Below are 17,996 nucleotides of genomic sequence, written 5' to 3'. Positions count from 1 at the left end.
ACGGTGTCGGGGTCGAAGATCGTGAAGTCCGCGTGCATGCCCTCCTTGATCACCCCGCGGTCGTCCAGCCCCACGCGCGCCGCGGGAAGCGAGGTGAACCGGCGGATGGCGTCCGGCAGGGTGATGACGCCCCGCTCGCGCACGTAGCGGCAGAGGATGCGCGGAAACGAGCCGTACGCGCGCGGATGCGGCTTGCCCGTGACGGTGCTGTCGGCCGCGCGGGCGCCGGCGTCGATGCCCACCATCATCCACGGCTGGCGCATGGCGAACTCGATGTCCTCCTCCGACATGGAGAAGTAGATGGCCGAGGTGCCGGCGCGGTCCGCCAGCAGCACGTCGAACAGCGCGTCCACCACTTCCTGCCCGCGCGCCTCGGCCACCTGGTTCAGCCGCATGCCCTGGTAGCGCCGCAGGCTGTCGACCGTGACGCCCGCGATCATCACCCCCGACGGCCCGCCGGCGGAGGCGCCGATGCTCCAGTCCGTGCCGCCCGCCGTGAGCTCCGCGCGCAGCCGGGCGCGCGACGCGGGGTCCGCCAGCCGCGCCAGCAGCGAGTCCGTGCCGCCCGCGTGCGCCCAGTTGGGGATGATGGCGTCCAGCCCCGTGCCGCTGGCGGGGTACGGATACTGGTCGGCCGTCACGTCCACGCCCCGCGCCCGCGCCGCGTCGATGGCGGCCACGGCCTGCGGCATCTTGCCCCAGTTGGGCCGTCCCGACGCCTTGAGGTGGTGCACCTGCACCCAGGTCCCCGCCGTTTCGCCAATGCGGATGGCCTCGTTGACCGCCTCCACCAGCCGGTCGCCCTCGGAGCGGATGTGCGACGCGTACCCGCCGCCGTACGCCGCCGCCACCCGCGCCAGCTCGATGACCTCCTGCGTCGTGGCGTAGGACGCCGGCGCGTAGATCAGGCCGGAGGAGAGCCCCATCGCGCCGTCTTCCATCGCCTCCGCCACCAGGGCGCGCATGGTGTCCAGCTCGGCGGCGGTGGGCGCGCGGTCGGCGTCGCCCATGGTGTAGCGCCGCACCGAGCCCACGGTCACGAAGGTGCCCAGATTGATGGCGGGCCGGGCGGCCTCAAGCGCGCGAAAGTAGCCGTCCAGGTCACGCCACGGTACCGAGTCGCGCCCCAGCTCGCGCAGCGTGTTCTGGTTGACGGGAACCACGCTGGTCACCTCGCCCGTGATCTCGCTGGTGATCCCCTGCGTGATCTTGCTGATGGCGCGCCCGTCGCGCAGCAGCGGGTACTCCGAGTGCCCCAGCATGTCGATCCACCCCGGCGAAACGACCAGGCCCGTCGCGTCGATGGTGTCGCGCGCCTGCGCCCCCCGCAGCACCCCCACCGCCGCGATGCGGTCGCCGCGGATGGCCACGTCGCCGCGAACCCACGGGCTCCCGGTGCCGTCGACGATCATCCCGTTGCGCACCAGCAGGTCGTACGGCGCGCCGGCCGGCGCGGGCGCGGCAGCGGGCTGGCGCGCCCCTCCACAAGCCGCCACCGCGACGCAGAGCGCGATCGAAAGGAGCGGTCGAAGACAAGGCATCGGCGTGTCGTGCAGGTGGAATCAGGAGATGCCGCGAATCGGCGCCGTACCACGGCTGGCCCATTCTGGACGGACTTGACAGACCGGACGCATCCGATGCATTGTAGAGTGCATCTGCGCACCCCGAAACCCCGGCGACCGATGGCGACACGAATCCAGCGCCCGCGCATTCAGCCGACGTGGAGAGGCGGCCTGCGACGAGGCAAGATCCGGGATACGATGACCCAGTATCTTGCCAAGCGCCCCGAGTTTGCGCTGTTGCAAGAAATCATGGACGAGGTGCGCGCACAGGGGTGGGAGCCCATGTCGATGGAAGGTGTACGGCAACCCTTCGACTATGCTCCGCGCTTCACGCGACGTATCCACTGACCCGAACCCCAGGCGAGTGATGGCAACAATCATCCAGCGCCAGCGCATCCGCCCGACGTGGAATGGTGGCCTTCGTCGCGGCAGAGTACGCAACACCATGGCGGAGTACGTCGCGAGGCATCCAGTATACCTCGAGGACGTATTACGGATTGACCGGGAACTGCTCGCGATGGGATTCGAGCCGATGCCCATGGACCGAGTCAAGCGCCCCTTCGATTATGACCGCCGCTAAGCGCCGCCGAACCAACGGCAACGAACCGCACGCCGTTCCCCATGATGAGCGACAGGCGGTTCTGCATCGTGACTTCAGGCACGACCTGGCCTACTGGATCGGATCCCATCCGCGACTTGCATTGCGGATCATGCGGCTTATCGAAGAAATCATCCGGGATCCGTTTTCCGGACTTGGCAAGCCGGAACCTCTGAGACATGGGCTCGTCGGGAGATGGTCCCGGCGGATCACCGAAGAAGATCGCCTGGAGTACAGCGTGAGTCCGCAAGCCGTCCATTTCCGACGCGCCCGGTTTCACTACCCATCATAGTCACGCCCGTGCGGGCACCTCGCCGTCGACCATGGCGCGGGCGTAGGCCAGGGCGCCGTGGACGGCATCGGCCTGGGCGGGCTGGATGCGGTAGCGGTGGGCGTTCTGGGCCAGCTGCCGGTCCACCAGCGTGGCGTACAGGCCCGAGCGCAGCACGCCGCCGTGGAACACCACCGGCACGTCGCCCGGCCACGGGCCCAGCCGGTGCGCCAGCGCGATCACGTGGCTGGCCAGCTCGCGCGCATGGTGCTCCACCACCCGCAGCGCCAGCGGATCCCCCGCGGCGGCAACCTCCAGCACGGGGCGCGCGAGGGCGGCGATGTCGCTCTTGGACGCGCGGCCGGCCCAGGGCGGCATCCCCGTGGGCCCGTCCAGTTCCAGCGCCTCCAGCAGCGCCGGCAGCAGCTGTGTCTCCCCCTCGCGCCCGTCCACGGAGCGGAGCGCGGCGGCCAGGCCCGAGCGGCCGATGGCGTAGCCGCTCCCCTCGTCGCCCACCATCATCCCCCACCCGCCGCACCGGCCGCGGGTACCGTCCGGGCCCAGCCCGTACGCCACGGAGCCCGTCCCCGCGATCAGCAGCACCCCCGCCCCGCCGCCGAACGCCCCGTGCAGCGCGATCTCGCCGTCGGAGACGATGCGGACGGCGGCGGCCATCCCCGATGCCGCCAGCGCGCCTTCCACCGCCAGCCGCTCCGGCTCGTTCCCCACGCCGGCCAGCCCCGCGCAGAGCGCCGCCGGCCGCCCGGATACGCCGGCCTGCGCCAGCGCGTCGCGGACCAGCGAGGCAATTACCTCGGCGCTGCGCTCGGGGTGGCGCGGGTCCACGATCCCCGCCGGCCCGGCCACGCGCGCCAGCTCGGCGCCGGCCGCGTCGGCCAGCACCAGCGTGGTGCGCGTGCCGCCCCCGTCCACCCCCGCGAAGGTCTGCATCGTCAACGCGTGGTCTGGCCGCCGAGCTCCGTCACCTCGGCGGCATCGCCTTCCAGCCCCGGCTGGCTGCCGGTGCCCGCGCCGGGAAAGTCCGAACGGCGCCGTCGGCGCGAACGGTCGCCCAGGGCGCTGGTGGGCACCGTCTCCACCTCCAGCGGCCGCCCGTTGCGGCGCACCACGTACGCCTCCATGGCGAAGTACTCCGGCAGCCCCAGCCGGTCCACGATGCGCGCCGTGCCCGTGTTGCGCTCCTCAACCCGCTGCCAGAACTCGCGATCGTCCTGCCCGGGGAACGGCGCCTTGTCCTTCTGGCTCTGGTGCTTGTAGATGGCCAGGATCTTGAGCGAAAGCTCGTCCTCGCTCAGCGGCACCAGCACGTCGGCCTCGCTTACCGGCCACTCCTGCCAGGCGCCGCGGTAGTACCACACCTCGGGCGCGTCGCCGCTGTACTCGGCCAGCGCCCGCATCACGGCGTCCAGGCACATGCGATGGGTGCCGTGCGGATCGCTCAGGTCGCCGGCGACAAAGACGATCTCTGGCTTGTGGTCTTCCAGCAGCTCCAGGGTGATGCGCACGTCCTCGGGGCCGATGGCGTCCTTGCGCACCTTGCCGGTCTGGTAGAACGGCAGCTTGAGGAAGCACGCCTGCTCCTTGCGCATCCCGAACGTCTCGATCCCCGACACCGCCTCGGCCTCGCGAATGCGCTGCTTGATGGTCTGCACCTCGGGGATGTCCACCTGACCGGGGTGCTTGTTGTCCAGGAACGACTCCATCCGCCCCGTAAGGTCCTCGATGCGCCCGTCGCCAAGGTCGAAGTCGCGGCCAAAGCGGTTCAGGAAATCGAGATAACGCCGCACCTCGTGGTCAAAGACGGCGATGTTCCCGGACGTCTGGTAGGCGACGATGATCTCGTTGCTGTTGTGGTGCAGCTTGTTGAGGATGCCGCCCATGGAGATCACGTCGTCGTCGGGGTGCGGGCTGAAGACGACGATGCGCTTGCCCTGCGGCAGCTTGCTCTTGCCGCGGATCTTGGAGATGAGCGCGTTGAACACCTCGCCGTTCAGCGGCCCCGCGCTGCCGTAGCGCGCCAGCAGCGACGACAGGTGGTGCTCGCGGTAGTCGTAGTTGTCCAGCCGCAGAATGCTCTTTCCGACGCTCTCGCTAAGCCAGATGACGGCGCGGATCTCCAGCTCGCGGTTCCACTGCACCTCGCCCACGATCCACGGCGTCTTTACGCGCGTGAGCTCGGCGGCGGCCGCGGGGTCCAGGTAGAACGTGGCGTTGGGGTGCGTCTGCAGGTACGTGGCGGCCACGTCGGGGTCCGGCTCGCCCTCCACCGCGCGGCGGATGACGGCGGCCTTGTGCTCGCCCGTGGCGATGAGCGCGACCTCGCGGGCGTCCAGGATGCTGGCCACGCCCATGGTGATGGCCTCGGTGGGAACGTTGTCCTCGCCGAAGAAATCCGCCGCCGCGTCGCGCCGGGTCACCGTGTCCAGCGCGATCAGCCGCGTGCGGCTCTCCACGCCCGAGCCCGGCTCGTTGAAGCCGATGTGGCCCGTCTTGCCGATGCCCAGCAGCTGAAAGTCAACGCCGCCCAGCCCGCGGATCTTCTCCTCGTACTGCCGGCAGTGGTCCTCCACCTGCTCGCGCGGGATGTCGCCCTGGGGGATGTTGACGTTCTCGCGCGGGATGTTGATGTGCTCGAACAGGTTCTCCCACATGTACCGGTGGTAGCTGTGGATGCTGTCCGACGCCATCGGGTAGTACTCGTCGAGGTTGAAGCTGACGACGTTGCCAAAGTCGAGCCCCTCGTCGCGGTGCATGCGGATGAGCTCGCGATAGATGCCGATGGGCGTGCTGCCCGTCGCCAGCCCCAGGACCGCGGGGCGTCCCTCGGCGTTGGCCGCGCGGATCACGCCGGCTATGCGCTGGGCCAGCGTGCTGGCGATCTGGTCGTGCTCAAGGATCTGGACGGGTACGCGCTCGCGGGACTGCGCCATGGCCTCGATCGAAGCTGGGTTTCTCTGGGTGCGATCCGGACTTCGGCAGATCAGGTCCCGGACCGGGCTGCACGCTCCGGGCCAAGGGGGACCTTTGGATGGTGAGTGCTGCGCTGGTGTTCGTGACCCCAGACAATCCGGTTGCACGACAACCGGCATCGAACTGGCGCCCGCCGGCGCCCCCCCTCTCCCGGCCTCTCCCCCCGAACTGCAGGGGGAGAGGAGAACTTCGATCGCGCCTCGGAATGTGTGTCTCGCGTCAACCTCCCCCGGCAGTTTCGGGGGAGGTTGACGCGAGTGGTGCTCGCCCGGAGGCGAGGGGGACCGCTGGGCGCCGTTCGACGAGCCTCGATCCTCCCCTCTCCCTACGGATTCGCCGCCTTGCGCCGCGCCTCCCAGTCCACCAGCGGGGCGTCGACGATGGCGGCTTGGACGGCGTCGGCGACGGCGCGGCGCAGGGGGGCCTGCTTCTGGTTTTCCGCCGTCGGGTTTACGCGCGTGGTGAGAAGGATGACGAACAGGCCGCGCTCGGGATCCACCCACATGGACGTGCCCGTGTAGCCGGTGTGGCCAAAGCTGCGCGTGGAGAAAAAGCGGCCCCCGCTCGACTCGCCGGAGGGCGTGTCCCAGCCCAGGGCGCGACTGCTGCCGGGCCCTTGCGGCGCCGTCCAGCGGGCGACCGTCTGCGGGCGCAGGATGCGGACGGACCCGTATTCGCCGCCGTTCAGCAGCATCTGCGCGAACACGGCCAAGTCGCGCGCACTGCCGAACAGCCCCGCGTGCCCCGCGACGCCGCCGATGGCCCACGCGTTGGGATCGTGCACCTCGCCCCAGATCAGGCCGCCACGCGCGCTGTCCCGCTCCGTGGCGGCGATCCGCTCGCGCGGCACGGCGGGGCGAAAGCCGGTTTCGCGCATCCCCAGCGGCGCAAAGATGCGGTCGCGGACGAACGCATCCAGCTCTTGGCCGGTAATCCGCTCGATGATCAGCTGCAGAAGGATGAGGTCCCAGTCGCTGTAGACCATCCGCGTGCCCGGGGTGCTGCGCAGCGGACGCGCGTTGATCTGCTCCAGGTACTGCTGCCGGCCGCGATGCGTGCGGTACAGCGGCGCGAACGCCTCCAGCCCGCCGCGGTGCGTCAGCAGCATCCGCACGGTGATCCCCTGCTTGGTGCTGTCCGTAATCTCCGGCAGGTACGCGGCGACGGTGCGGTCCAGGTCCAGCCGCCCCTCCTCTTCCAGAATCATCGCCGCCGTCGTCGTGGCCACCACCTTGGTGATGGAGGCGAGGTCGAAGAGCGTGCTGTCGGTGACCGCCGCGCTCCCGGGCGCCCAGTCCACGGCGCCGTAGCCGCGCAGGTGCACCAGCCGCCCGTGCCGCCCCACCGCCATGGCGATGGCCGGCGCCGCGCGATCGGCGATGGCCGCGGTAGCGATGGAATCCAGCTGCGCGCTCAGCCCCGCCGCGAAACCGGCCGCACTGGCTGGCGCGGCGGCAAGCACGGTCACCGCCTGCATCCGCGGCTCGGGCTGCGGCGCGGGGAGGGAGACGGGCCGAGGCGGCGTGCAGGCGCCGGCCAGCACGACGGCCGCGGCAAGCGCGAAGGGGCCTGGACGCATCGGGTTCGCTCCGCGTGAGGTTCGGTGGATCAGGGTCCCTGGATGCACGGAATCGTAGGCGGGACGGCGGGCGTGCGTCAAACCATGTCGATGAGCAGGCCTGTTCGTGGACGGGCTGGTGGATCCCGGGTGCCGGCGCGCGTCCACTGAACGGCGGCGCGGCCGTTCAGTGAACGGATTTTCGTGGATGAACGGCGTCAGAATGCGGCGGCCAGATGCATTGCAACCTGTCTCAGGAACAGCTTACGCGCGCGTCCATCCCGGCCGCTCCAGGGGAACGCGCCGTGCCCGGCATACGCCCGCCGCTGACGGTCACCCCAACCCGCATCCCCCCATGAGACCCGCATCCATCTTTGTCATCCTTTCCTCCGTCGTTCTCTCTGCGTGTGGGGTCGAGGGTGGCGACAGTTACGGCGCATCCGACGAATCGGCAGCCTCCACGGACGTGCTTCAGAGGCGTAGCGAGGACGGGATCGTCGCGATGGAGCCAGTGGAGATGGCGCAGTCGACGGCAGCCCCAGCGGCGCAGGTGCCTCCCCCCTCTGCCAGTGCGGGACAACCGACCTTCAGCGTGTCGGATTCGAGCATGACGGCGCCCGAGCCGGGGCCGGCGGCGGCGGGGGTTTCGCTGAACCCCATGCTCATCCGCACGGGGACGGCGACGGTACAGGTGGATTCGCTGGAGCAGGGGATCGCGCAGGTGCGGGGCCTGGCGCAGCGGGTGGGCGGGATCGTCGGCAACACGACGATCAACTCGGGGGCGGAGACGGTGCGCTCGGCGGTAGTGGAGCTGCGCATCCCCAGCGCCAGCTTTGACCGCGCGGTGACGGGGCTGGCGCCGATCGGGCGGGTGGAGCAGGTGAACGTGACGGCCGAGGACGTGGGCGAGGAGTTCACCGACGTCACCGCGCGCGTGGCCAACGCGCGGCGGCTGGAGGCGCGGCTGCTAGACCTGCTGGAGCGGCGCACCGGCCGCCTGGAAGAGGTGCTGAACCTGGAGCGCGAGCTGGCCCGCGTGCGCGAGGAGGTCGAGCGGTACGAGGGACGCCTGCGCTACCTGCGGACGCGCACCTCCGTAAGTGTGCTCACCCTCACGCTGCACGAGCCCCACGGGATGATCGGGCGCCCAGGCGACCGGCCGATCCGGGACGCGTTCGGCGACGCGTGGCGCAACTTCGTGGAGCTGGTGGCGGGGGCGATCGCGGCGTCGGGGATCCTGGCTCCGCTGGCGCTGCTGGCGTACGCCGCGTGGCGCGTGCTGCGGCGGATCCGTCGCCGCGACCTGGAGCGCGATGCCGCCTACCGCGAGGCCCTGCGCCGCGAGCGCGAGCGGAAGTCTGCGCCGGAGGCGCCGGCGGAGGAGCCGGCGGCGCGGGGGTAGAGCGGAGAGGCGAGAGGCTGCGCGACCCGACGGGCCCTCTCCCCCGCCAGACCTTTCGCTCGTCCCTCGCGATGGCTGACGACCCCTCCCCCAACTTCGGGGGAGGGGTGGTGACGGAAGGTGCGGGGCGCTTCGGGAGGCTTTCATTTGCAGATTGCTTCAGACGCGCGCCGAAAATTCGGCGCGCGTCACCTCTCCCCCGAAGTTTGGGGGAGAGGCCGGGAGTGGGGGCCGCCGACGGACGCAGTTGGATGTCTGCCACGACGGTGCGGCACGGTGTGACCGCCCAGCTGAAGGTTCAATTCAACGCCCCATCCACCGCACCTCGTTCTCTCCCTCCCTGTCCCCCAAAACACCGTGATTCCGCTTGCGCGTAACACCAGAACCGGACGGTGTTGCGTGAGCCGCACTCACCCGTAACTTCACCTTTGCGGCAGACTGGACCGGCTCGCGATTTGCCTCGACCGGCCCCGCCGAGGCCCGAACTTTACGAGGACTGACGACATGAGTGCCAAGAACGGCCAGCAGCCGAGCGAGCAGGAGTCCCGCGACGTCGCAGAGGCGGCGCGCGAGGCGGAGTGGACCGCGCCCAGCTTTGTGCGCGAGCTGTTTCTGGGCAACTTTCGCCTGGACCTGATCCATCCCTATCCCAAGCAGTCGCCCGAGGACAAGGCCAAGACCGACGCGTACATCGCCAGGCTGCGGCCCATCATCGAGCGGGTGGACAGCGACGAGATCGACCGCACGGGCGAGCTGCCGGCGGACGTGGTGCAGGAGCTTCGCGAGATCGGCGCGTTCGGCCTGAAGATCCCCGAGGAGTACGGCGGCATCGGACTCAGCCAGGTGGGCTACGGCCGCACCATCGGCATGGTCACCAGCAAGGACGGCAACCTTACGGCCCTGCTTTCGGCGCACCAGTCCATCGGCGTTCCCCAGCCGCTCAAGCTGTTCGGCACGCCGGAGCAGAAGAAAAAGTACCTGCCCCGCATCGCCAAGGGCGCCATCTCGGCGTTTGCGCTGACCGAAGAGGGCGTGGGGTCGGACCCGGCGGCGCTGGCCACCATCGCCACGCCCACCGAGGACGGCAAGGAGTTCATCATCAACGGCTCCAAGCTGTGGTGCACCAACGGCACCATGGCCGAGCTGCTGGTGGTGATGGCCCGCACGCCGGACAAGATCAAGAACGGCAAGCCCATCCCGCAGATCACCGCCTTTATCGTCGACACCAAGGCGCCGGGCGTCACCATTACGCACCGCTGCCGCTTCATGGGCCTGAAGGCGCTGCAGAACGCGGTGATCACGTTCGAGAACGTGCGCGTGCCGCGCGAGGACATCCTGTGGGGCGAGGGCAAGGGCCTCAAGCTCGCCCTGATCACCCTGAACACCGGCCGCCTTACCCTGCCCATGAGCGCGGCCTACGGCGCCAAGGCCGCCGTGCACGTGGCCCGCAAGTGGGCGGCGGAGCGCGTGCAGTGGGGCCAGCCCGTGGGCAAGCACGACGAAGTGGCGCAGATGCTGGGCGCCATGGCGGCGGACTGCTTTGGCATCGAGTCCATGGCGGAGCTGAGCAGCGCGCTGGCCGACCAGGCGCAGAACGACATTCGCCTGGAAGCCGCCATCGCCAAGCTGTGGACCACCGAGGTGGGCTGGCGCATCATCGACGACCTGATGCAGATCCGCGGCGGCCGCGGCTACGAGACGGCCGATTCGCTCAAGGCGCGCGGCGAAAAGCCGGTACCGGTGGAGCGGATGATGCGCGACTTCCGCATCAACCGCATCTTCGAGGGCACCAGCGAGATCATGCACCTGTTCATTGCCCGCGAGGCGGTGGACACGCACCTCAAGGTGGCCGGCGACATGATCAAGCCGGACATTGGCGCGGGGCAGAAGATCGTGGCCATGGCCAAGGCGGGCGCGTGGTACGCGGGATGGTTCCCCAAGCGGCTGGTGGGCAGCGGACAGCTTCCCGGCTCGTACAGCCACTTTGGCCCGCTGGCCAAGCACGTGCGCTACGTGGAGCGCACCAGCCGCAAGCTGGCGCGCGAGATGTTCTACGCCATGGGCAAGCACCAGGCAAAGCTGGAGCGCAAGGGCAAGCTGCTGGGCCGCTTCGTGGACATCGGCGCCGAGCTGTACGCCATCAGTTGCGCCTGCGTGCGCGCGCACTCCATGGCCGACCTGCCGCACGGCCGCGACGCGCAGCGCCTGGCGGACGTATTCTCCCGGCGGTCGCGGCTGCGCATTCGCCAGCTGTTCGCGGAGATCGGCACCAACGCCGACGACAGCACCTATCGCCTGGCGATGGACGTGCTGAAGGGCAAGTACGCGTGGATGGAGGAAGGCGCCGTCCTGGAGCACGACGCGGGTCCGGACGCGCCGCCGTCCCCCGGCGCCGGCGCGGCGGGCACCACGGACAAGCGGGGCTCCATCTCCGGCGAGCGCGTGGCCACGCTGGTGGGCGCCGGCGCCTGACGCGCTGACGGCTTTCGGTGGATGGACGGCGGCCCCTGCGACGAGCAATCGTCGCGGGGCCGCTGGCTTTTCTACAGTCCAGCAGGCCGGCCCGGAAGCGAAAAAGGTTGCAAGGGCAGTGGCGTGCCCCCTACTTGGAGCACGGCAGTCCGTCCCTTACCTGCACCGCGCGCACCATGCATCTGCGACCGGAACTGATGCCGCCCAGGCTGGACGAAGCGAGAGTCGCTCGGCTGGCGGAGCTCGCGGCGGCCATGGACAGTTCCGGCGAGCTGCCCGACACCCTGTGGAGTATGGTGGATGCGTTCAACCGCGAGGCCGGGACGGAGCTGGAGCTGATCGACTTCCAGGGCATCTACGGCTGGACGGACCACGATTCGTGGGTGCGGACCCTTCTCGTCACCCGCGAGGCGCACTCCGTCCCAGGGATTTCCTACGAAGAGCTGCTGGAGCTGACGACCCGCGTGATGGATCACGACGGTGCGACGCACGAAGTCGAGTTCTGGTTTGCGCTGCTGGAGAAGAACCTGCCCGAGCCGCGGCTTTCGGAACTGATCCATCAACCGGACGCATACTTCGGTGGTCCCCCCGGTCGCGACCGGACGCCCCGCGAGATCCTGGACACCGCGCTTGCCGCGCCCCGCGCACGATTCATCGTTCCTCCAGCCAGAGCGGGCGGCGGTGGCGCGGCGGGAACAACGGACGAGCGCGATGAGATTCCTCCACGGGCGCGTCGGTAGCCAGCCGGTCCCCGTCGGCGTCGGCCTCCGCGGCACCGCACGGGAGCTCGTTTCGTTCGGGGATGAGGCGCCGTCTGGACGGGCGGCGGCGGCGCTGTTACTGTCTCCACACCCGCTTCACCCGCTGGCGCGAGCCGTCTTTGGCGCTTCGCATCCCCTCCGCACACCGGCTGCACTCCGTACGATGGCATCGAAGAACACCCACGCCCCCGAAGACGAGCGGCGCTCCCGCGGCCTGCTGGCGCAGACCGTGGGCATTCACCTGGCCCTGATGGCCGGCTCGCTGGCGGTGTGGCGTACGGACATGCCCGGGCGCTGGGCCGTGCTGGCGCTGCTGATCGTGGCGCAGGGGCTGTGGCTGGACCGCATGTACATCGCCGCGCACGAGGCCATCCACAAAAAGCTGTACCCGTCACGCCCGCGCCTGAACGACTTCTGGGGGACGGCGCTGCTGATGCCGGTGGCGGCGCCGTTCACCGTCTACCGCCGCATCCACTACTTTCATCACGGCCACAACCGCCGCGATCATCACACCGCCAACCTGGACACCTTTGTGGTCCGGGGCCAGATCGGGGCGCTGCGGCGGGCGTACTACCAGGCCGTGTGGATTTTCTACGTGTTCCTGGGCGGGTTCTTCATCCACTCCCTGGTGTCCGTACTGCTGTTCCTGCTCGTGCCCACGGAAACGGCGACGCGCATCTCGCCCGTGTTCAAGCACTGGCGGATGGACCTGCGGCTGCGTTCGTGGGGCGAGCTGGGGCTGGGGATCGGGTACCACGTGGCGATCGTGGCGCTGTTCGGCGGCGCGGGCTGGGTGATCGTGATGGGGCTGCCGCTGGTGGTGTTCGCGTGGGTGTGGTCGCTGCTGCTGTACGTGTACCACTACGACACCAGCGTGGGCCCGGACGTGCGGCACAACGTGCGCTCGCTGCCGCGCCAGCGCTTCTGGTCGTGGCTGCTGCTGAACTTCAACGAGCACGCCACCCACCACGACGACCCCAGCATCCCCTGGCACCAGCTGCCGGAGCGCCGCCACGAGCTGCCCGCGGCGTACAGCGAGAACCAGAAGGTGCACACCATCTGGCAGGCGATCTGGCAGCAGCGAAAGGGGCCGCTGCTGGAGAACGTGGCCGAGGTGGGCGAGTTTTCGGTGGAGTTGCGGCTGGGGCGGCGGTGAGCGGGCGTACCCGCGTCCGCCGCGCCACGCAGGCCGACGCGGAGGCCATCCTGGCCGTCAAGCGCGCGCTGGCGCTGCCGCCGGACGCGCGCGAGGCGCCCCGTGGCGGGTTTCTGCTGGGCGCGTCGCTGCAGGGTTACCGCGCGCTGATCGGCGCGGCGGACGTGTGGGTGCTCCACGGCACGGACGGGGCGGTGGCGGGGTTCGCGGTGCTGCTGCCGGAGCCGGTGCTGCGCGCGTCGGAGCTGTGGACGCGGCGCGAGGCGATCCGCTGGGAAGTGCCGTCGGGGTGGACGCCGCCCGACGACGGCGTGTGCTACTTCGACCAGCTGGCCATTCTGCCGCAAGCGCGGATGCGTGCGCCAGAGATGGCGCTGACCGCGCTGCGCGCCGCCGTGCAGTCGGGGCACCAGCACCTGTTCGCCACGGTGGTTACGCACCCGGTGCAGAACACGGCGTCGCTGGCGCTGCTGCGGGCGCTGGGCGCGCGGCGCGTCGGCAGCGTGGACGAGGAGTACGCGGGCGTGGGCCGCATCGTCTCGGACCTGTACTACGCGCCCATCGACGGCGCCGACGAGCGGCTGGAGGAAACGCGGGCCGGCCGCCGAGCGGTGCGCTGATCCATTTCCGCCCTAGACGAGCCACGCTGAAAAGATGGGGCCTCACACGGAGTCAACGGAGTGAACGGAGTTTTCTCGCGGCGTCTCCGCTTGCTATCATTGTTCGACAAAAGAATGGGCCTCACGCAGAGTTACCAGAGTCAGCAGCGTTTTCTCGTGCAGTTTCCTCCGGCGGCTGGTGTCCGCACGGTTCGACTTCGGAAAACGGTGACACGTGGCCCCTCGATCTTGATCGGGGGGCCAGTTTGTTACTTCGAACTCCGGTGACTTTTCCGACGAGGCACAGACGAAGAGTGCTGATTTTCCCGAGGCCGACTGGAGCGACTGACCGCGTCTCCGGCGCACGGTTCAGCCGCCCTGTTCGTCGCCGTACAGGTCCGCCGGGTCCGAGGCCGCCAGCTCCACCAGAAAGCCGGCGATGCGCTCGGTGACGGCGTGGAAGAACGCCTCGCCTTTCTGCGCCGTGGAGGCGGAGGGGTCGCCGACGCCAGTGTCTTCGGAGATCGAAGTCCACTTTCGCGGCGCCCACGCCCAACCCTCGCGCAGCCCGGCGATGCGGAACCGCCGCTCCGCGCCCGAACCCGCCTCACTTAGCGGCAGCACCAGGCCGGGCGTAAGGTGCATCATCACGCTGGTTTCCAACTCGCCCGCATGGTCGCCCGGCGTGTCGAAGAACGGCCGCGGATCCACGCAGCTCCACCAGTTGATGGTGCAGAGAAAGACCTGCGTCCGGGGCTGCAGCTCGCGGATGATGGCGCGGAAGTCGTTGCCGCCGTGTGCGTTGAGGATGAGCAGCCGGCGAATCCCCTGCCCTTCCAGCGCGTGCACCAGGTCCGCGAGAATGGCCGCCTGGGTGCTGGGGTTCAGGTTCAGGCAAAGGGGGATGTCCAGCTGCCCCGTCTGCACGCCGAACGGCACCGCCGGCAGCACGATAGGCCTGGCGCCGCGCTCCCACGCGAGCCGCGCCGCCTCCGCCGCCACGTGGTCGCACTGGATGACGTCGGTGGCGTACGGCAGGTGCCAGTTGTGCGCCTCCGTGGCCCCCCACGGCAGCACCGCCACATCGTACGTAGTCCGCGACACCGCCCGCCAGTTGGTTTCCGCGAGAATCCAGGGCCGCTCAGTCATCTTGCAGGCATTGGCAGAGGCCATCCTTCGCTCTTGAACCGCTCGACTGCGTCGTTCAGTCAGATGGAACGGGAGGAACAGAGAACGATTTGTGGCGCGTCCTCTGTTCCTCTGGCATTGGTCTGTTCCTTTGTACCCTTCCTCAGTTCAGCATCCGCCCGCTCAATCCGCCGCGGCGTCCAGCTCGCGGACGCGGTCCAGGACGGAGACGAAGGTTTCCAGCGACTGGGCGCCTGAAAAGGCGTACTTGTCGTTGATGACGAAGTAGGGGACACCGGTGATGCCGAGCGACGCCGCCTCGGCCTGGCTTTCATCCACCTGGCGGCCCAGCTCGTCGCCGCCCAGAAAGCGGGCGACGCGGTCGCGGTCCAGCCCCACCTGCGCGGCCACGTCGGCCAGCACGCCCGTCTTTCCGATGTCGCGGCCCTCCGTGAAGTTGGCGGCGAACAGCGCCTCGGCCATCTGCCGACCCACGCCGGCCTCCTGCGCGTGCAGCACCAGCCGGTGCGCGTCGCGGGTGTTGGGGTGCGAGGGGATGCGCTCGAACTCGAACCGCAGCCCGTCGTACGCGCCAGCGGCGGCCACCTGCTGAAACATGGCCTTCGCGCGCTCCGGCCCGCCGAACTTGGTGCGCACCACCTCGTCCCACGGCTTGCCCTCGGCGGGCAGGTCGGGCTGCAGCTGGAACGGCCGCCAGACCACCTCAGCCTGCACGTCGGGCCGCTGCTGCAGCGCGCGGTACAGCCGCGTCTCGCCGATCCAGCACCACGGGCACACCACGTCGGCCCACACTTCGATGCGCATCCCGCTCTCCATCCCTCAAGGCTCCTGGTATCCGTGTGCCCGCAGCTCCAGCCGGTAGGCGCGCGGGTCTCGCCGAAAGAACAATCCGCCGTGGCGCACCGACCGGCCGGGGACGTAGTCCAGCACCGCTTCGCTGGATTCCACGCTGGAATCCCCCCGCATCAGCTCGCCTTCGATCTTTACCTCTGCGGCGGTCTCGTGGCCGGCGTTGGTGGCGCGGAACTCCACCAGCCACAGGCCACCGGAGTGCAGCACGGTATCGGCGGCCACGCGGATGGAGGGCGGCGTGCGCGGACGGGCGACGGCATCGTACAGCAGATAGCCGACCACGCCAAGCACCAGCAGCGTGCTCACCGCGGCAGCCACCCACTCCCACCGCGACCGGCGTCCCCCGCCCTCCCCGCCGTCCCGTTCCGTCATCGCCGCCCGTCGTGAGGATTCAGATGATCAGCCGCGCGGCCGCGGCGCCCAGCGCGGCGGGAAAGCCCAGCACCAGCGTCATCATCACGTACGTGGAGGGCACGCCGTGCTCCAGCCGCCCAAAGGTCCACAGCACGTACGCGCTCACGGCCAGCGCGATGGCGTAGCCGACCACGGTGTTGCGCAGGAACAGGCTCCACCCCGGCGTGCCGTGCGCCACCCGCGGCGCGCCCCGAAACTCGGACGCGTAGACAAAGCCGTGCATCATCAGCAGCGACGCGGCCACCAGCGCCAGGGCGTGCCACGACGACATGATGAAGGAGATGTAGATCATCTCCTCCGTGGGCGCCACGTTGAACGCCAGAAACACGGCGCCGGCGGCCATGATGAAGAGCTTGGCGGCGTACCCCGCGTCTTCCTTGCGCCGCCGCTCCGCGGCGTCGCCGTCGCCGGCCAGCTGGCTGTTGGCCAGCACGGCGCCAAAGCTGGCGGGGACGGACTGGATGGCCACCTTGCCCACCACCTCGCGCAGCGGCTGCTCCACGTTCACGATGCCGAACAGCAGCAGGATGACGAACGAGGCGACCAGACCCACGCCGTACGCGATCATCCCGTCCATCAGGTCCTCGCGCCAGCTGGCCGTCTCTTCGAAGCCGGAAAAGTAGTCCAGCGCCACCACGACGGGAATCATCAGCACCATGAAGAGCAGCAGCTTTACCCGGTCCAGGTAAAAGCCCAGCCACCACATCTCCATGGTCATCAGCAGGGGGAGCGAGAAGAGCACGGCGCCGCCAAACGCGCGGGCCAGGCCAACGAAGAACTTGCGGTCCTCGACGCGCAAGGCGTGGCGATTGGATGAGATCGGCTCGTTCACGCCAGCGCGGAGCGCAATTTTCGGGCTGAGTGTAGCCCTCACCCCCGGCCCCCTCCTCCGCAGACTGCGCCAGATTGCGCGGGAGAGGGGAAGACATCAATCGCGCGCCGACAGGTACGGTGCCTCGCTCACCGTAACCGGCCGGAGCGCGACGCGAGCTCTGCCGCGCGCGTGGCATCCAGTGTCCAGAACGGGCACACGTCTCGCGTCCGCCTGCGTCGTCGAGTCGCGGGAGTCATACGCCGACCATCACATGGGTTCTGCACCATGGCGCATCCAGCTTTTCGTCCGCTGCGGGTCGTGACCCTTCTCTGCGCGCTGGCGGGGGCGGCGGGGTGCGGGACCGCGGAGGCGCGCGACACGCCCGCCGCCGCACGCAAGCTGCACGTCATCCAGGGGCTGGGCTTTCCCGAGTCGGTGCGGTACGACTCCGCGCAGGACGTCTACTTCATCAGCAACATGGCCGGGCCGGGGTCGCTCAAGGACGGCAACGGCTTTATCGTCCGCATCTCCGCGGCGGACCTGGGGCGGCCGGAGGTGCTGATCGAAGGCGGCCGGAACGGCGTGGCGCTGGATGCGCCCAAGGGGATGGCGATCGCGGGCGACACGTTGTGGGTGGCCGACATCGACGTGCTGCGCGGCTTCCATCGCCACACGGGGGCGCCGCTGGCCAGCATCGACCTGCGCCCGCACGGCGCGGTGCTGCTGAACGACGTGGCGGTGGGGCCGGACGGGTCGCTGCACGTGACGGACACCGGCATCGCCATGACGGACAAGGGGGTGATGTACCGCGGCGGAGACAAGGTATTCGTCATCGGCCCCGGCAGGCGGGTGTCGCTGCTGGCGGAGGGCAAGGACCTGGGGCGGCCGAACGGCATCACCTGGGACCCGGCGGGCCGCCGCTGGATCATCGTCTCGTTCGATCCGTTCCGCAGCGAGGTGTACGCGGTGCAGCCGGGGCAGAACGTGCCGCGCGGCAGGAGGCGCGCACGGTGCTGGCGCGCGGGCTGGGCAAGTTTGACGGGGTGGAGCGGCTGGCGGACGGGCGGCTGCTCGTCACCTGCTGGACGGACAGCAGCCTGCACGTGATCGACGGCGGCCGCGACGAGCGCATCATCCGCAACCTGTGGCAGCCGGCGGACCTGGGCGTGGACACCCGCCGCCAGCGCGTCGCCATCCCGCTGGTGCTGCAGGGCCGGGTCGAGATCTGGGAGCTGCCGCCGAAGTGACGTTCTCCGGATGAGGCGGAGATGATCTTCTCGGACGAGGGGCGTTGACTTGATCTCCTGAGGCTGAGGGAGGCGCCGCTCCGAACCTTCCGCCACCAAGACACCTGGCGCCGACCGAAGGATCTCGCTGGCAGCACCCGCGGGGCTGGA

At 69.6% G+C, this 17,996-nt stretch carries 18 protein-coding genes; 10 read left to right on the top strand and 8 right to left on the bottom strand.

Going from position 1 to position 17,996, the window contains the following annotated elements:
* On the bottom strand, positions 1-1,541 hold a 1,541-nt coding region (locus tag ACOJUJ_RS11915; protein ID WP_420127099.1), incomplete at its 3' end, for an N-acyl-D-amino-acid deacylase family protein.
* Between the two features lie 219 nt (positions 1,542-1,760).
* Here ACOJUJ_RS11915 and ACOJUJ_RS11910 point away from each other — a divergent pair.
* From ACOJUJ_RS11910 to ACOJUJ_RS11900, 3 genes are read left to right on the top strand one after another with little or no spacing between them, the layout of a single operon-like run.
* The gene (locus ACOJUJ_RS11910) at positions 1,761-1,910 is read left to right on the top strand and encodes a hypothetical protein (protein ID WP_420127098.1); all 150 of its coding nucleotides are present in this window, start codon (positions 1,761-1,763) and stop codon (positions 1,908-1,910) included.
* Positions 1,911-1,929: 19 nt separating this feature from the next.
* A complete protein-coding gene (locus ACOJUJ_RS11905; RefSeq protein ID WP_420127097.1) occupies positions 1,930-2,142 on the top strand; it encodes a hypothetical protein in 213 nt (70 codons plus the stop codon).
* A complete protein-coding gene (locus ACOJUJ_RS11900; protein WP_420127096.1) occupies positions 2,129-2,452 on the top strand; it encodes a Txe/YoeB family addiction module toxin in 324 nt (107 codons plus the stop codon). The genes ACOJUJ_RS11905 and ACOJUJ_RS11900 overlap by 14 nt, the downstream gene beginning before the upstream one ends.
* On the opposite strand, the gene ACOJUJ_RS11895 is transcribed toward ACOJUJ_RS11900, so the two are convergent.
* The 3 genes from ACOJUJ_RS11895 to ACOJUJ_RS11885 all read right to left on the bottom strand — a co-directional run bounded on the left by ACOJUJ_RS11895 (position 2,453) and on the right by ACOJUJ_RS11885 (position 7,001).
* A complete protein-coding gene (locus ACOJUJ_RS11895; RefSeq protein ID WP_420127095.1) occupies positions 2,453-3,382 on the bottom strand; it encodes a BadF/BadG/BcrA/BcrD ATPase family protein in 930 nt (309 codons plus the stop codon).
* Between the two features lie 2 nt (positions 3,383-3,384).
* Positions 3,385-5,382: a glucosamine-6-phosphate deaminase gene (nagB, locus tag ACOJUJ_RS11890; protein ID WP_420127094.1), complete on the bottom strand. Its 1,998-nt coding sequence runs from the start codon at positions 5,380-5,382 to the stop codon at positions 3,385-3,387.
* Positions 5,383-5,747: 365 nt separating this feature from the next.
* Positions 5,748-7,001 carry a serine hydrolase domain-containing protein gene (locus ACOJUJ_RS11885; protein WP_420127093.1) on the bottom strand — a complete coding sequence of 418 codons (1,254 nt, stop codon included), beginning with the start codon at positions 6,999-7,001 and terminating at the stop codon, positions 5,748-5,750.
* 586 nt (positions 7,002-7,587) lie between these two features.
* Between ACOJUJ_RS11885 and ACOJUJ_RS11880 the strand changes: the two genes are divergently transcribed.
* From ACOJUJ_RS11880 to ACOJUJ_RS11860, 5 genes are all read left to right on the top strand, one after another.
* Complete coding sequence (locus ACOJUJ_RS11880; RefSeq protein ID WP_420127092.1) at positions 7,588-8,382, top strand: DUF4349 domain-containing protein; 795 nt, start codon at positions 7,588-7,590, stop codon at positions 8,380-8,382.
* 504 nt (positions 8,383-8,886) lie between these two features.
* On the top strand, positions 8,887-10,854 hold the full coding sequence (locus ACOJUJ_RS11875; RefSeq protein ID WP_420127091.1) for an acyl-CoA dehydrogenase family protein: 1,968 nt from the start codon (positions 8,887-8,889) through the stop codon (positions 10,852-10,854).
* Between the two features lie 176 nt (positions 10,855-11,030).
* Positions 11,031-11,594 (top strand): hypothetical protein, encoded by a 564-nt coding sequence (locus ACOJUJ_RS11870; protein WP_420127090.1) that lies wholly within the window; start codon positions 11,031-11,033, stop codon positions 11,592-11,594.
* Between the two features lie 184 nt (positions 11,595-11,778).
* A complete protein-coding gene (locus ACOJUJ_RS11865) occupies positions 11,779-12,771 on the top strand; it encodes a fatty acid desaturase family protein (RefSeq protein ID WP_420127089.1) in 993 nt (330 codons plus the stop codon).
* Positions 12,768-13,391 (top strand): hypothetical protein, encoded by a 624-nt coding sequence (locus ACOJUJ_RS11860; protein ID WP_420127088.1) that lies wholly within the window; start codon positions 12,768-12,770, stop codon positions 13,389-13,391. Before ACOJUJ_RS11865 ends, ACOJUJ_RS11860 begins: the two co-directional genes overlap by 4 nt.
* Positions 13,392-13,739: 348 nt before the next feature.
* Here ACOJUJ_RS11860 and ACOJUJ_RS11855 read toward each other — a convergent pair whose 3' ends face one another.
* The 4 genes from ACOJUJ_RS11855 to ACOJUJ_RS11840 all read right to left on the bottom strand — a co-directional run bounded on the left by ACOJUJ_RS11855 (position 13,740) and on the right by ACOJUJ_RS11840 (position 16,584).
* On the bottom strand, positions 13,740-14,519 hold the full coding sequence (locus ACOJUJ_RS11855; RefSeq protein ID WP_420127087.1) for a creatininase family protein: 780 nt from the start codon (positions 14,517-14,519) through the stop codon (positions 13,740-13,742).
* Positions 14,520-14,681: 162 nt separating this feature from the next.
* Entirely contained in the window at positions 14,682-15,323 is a 642-nt protein-coding gene (locus tag ACOJUJ_RS11850; RefSeq protein ID WP_420127086.1) for a DsbA family oxidoreductase, read from the bottom strand.
* Between the two features lie 15 nt (positions 15,324-15,338).
* Positions 15,339-15,743 carry a TIGR02588 family protein gene (locus ACOJUJ_RS11845; protein ID WP_420127085.1) on the bottom strand — a complete coding sequence of 135 codons (405 nt, stop codon included), beginning with the start codon at positions 15,741-15,743 and terminating at the stop codon, positions 15,339-15,341.
* Positions 15,744-15,762: 19 nt separating this feature from the next.
* The gene (locus ACOJUJ_RS11840; RefSeq protein WP_420127084.1) at positions 15,763-16,584 is read right to left on the bottom strand and encodes a TIGR02587 family membrane protein; all 822 of its coding nucleotides are present in this window, start codon (positions 16,582-16,584) and stop codon (positions 15,763-15,765) included.
* A 300-nt stretch (positions 16,585-16,884) separates the two neighbouring features.
* Between ACOJUJ_RS11840 and ACOJUJ_RS11835 the strand changes: the two genes are divergently transcribed.
* Together ACOJUJ_RS11835 and ACOJUJ_RS11830 are read left to right on the top strand one after the other, a co-directional pair.
* Positions 16,885-17,706, top strand: a complete 822-nt coding sequence (locus ACOJUJ_RS11835) for an SMP-30/gluconolactonase/LRE family protein (RefSeq protein ID WP_420127083.1) — start codon at positions 16,885-16,887, stop codon at positions 17,704-17,706.
* Positions 17,643-17,846, top strand: a complete 204-nt coding sequence (locus ACOJUJ_RS11830; protein WP_420127082.1) for a hypothetical protein — start codon at positions 17,643-17,645, stop codon at positions 17,844-17,846. Before ACOJUJ_RS11835 ends, ACOJUJ_RS11830 begins: the two co-directional genes overlap by 64 nt.
* Positions 17,847-17,996: the final 150 nt, after the last annotated feature.

The sequence above is a fragment of the Longimicrobium sp. genome, from assembly GCF_048594345.1.
Taxonomy (GTDB): Bacteria; Gemmatimonadota; Gemmatimonadetes; order Longimicrobiales; family Longimicrobiaceae; genus Longimicrobium.
Note: the sequence above shows the minus strand (reverse complement) of the source record. Positions and strands in the feature narration are given on the sequence as shown.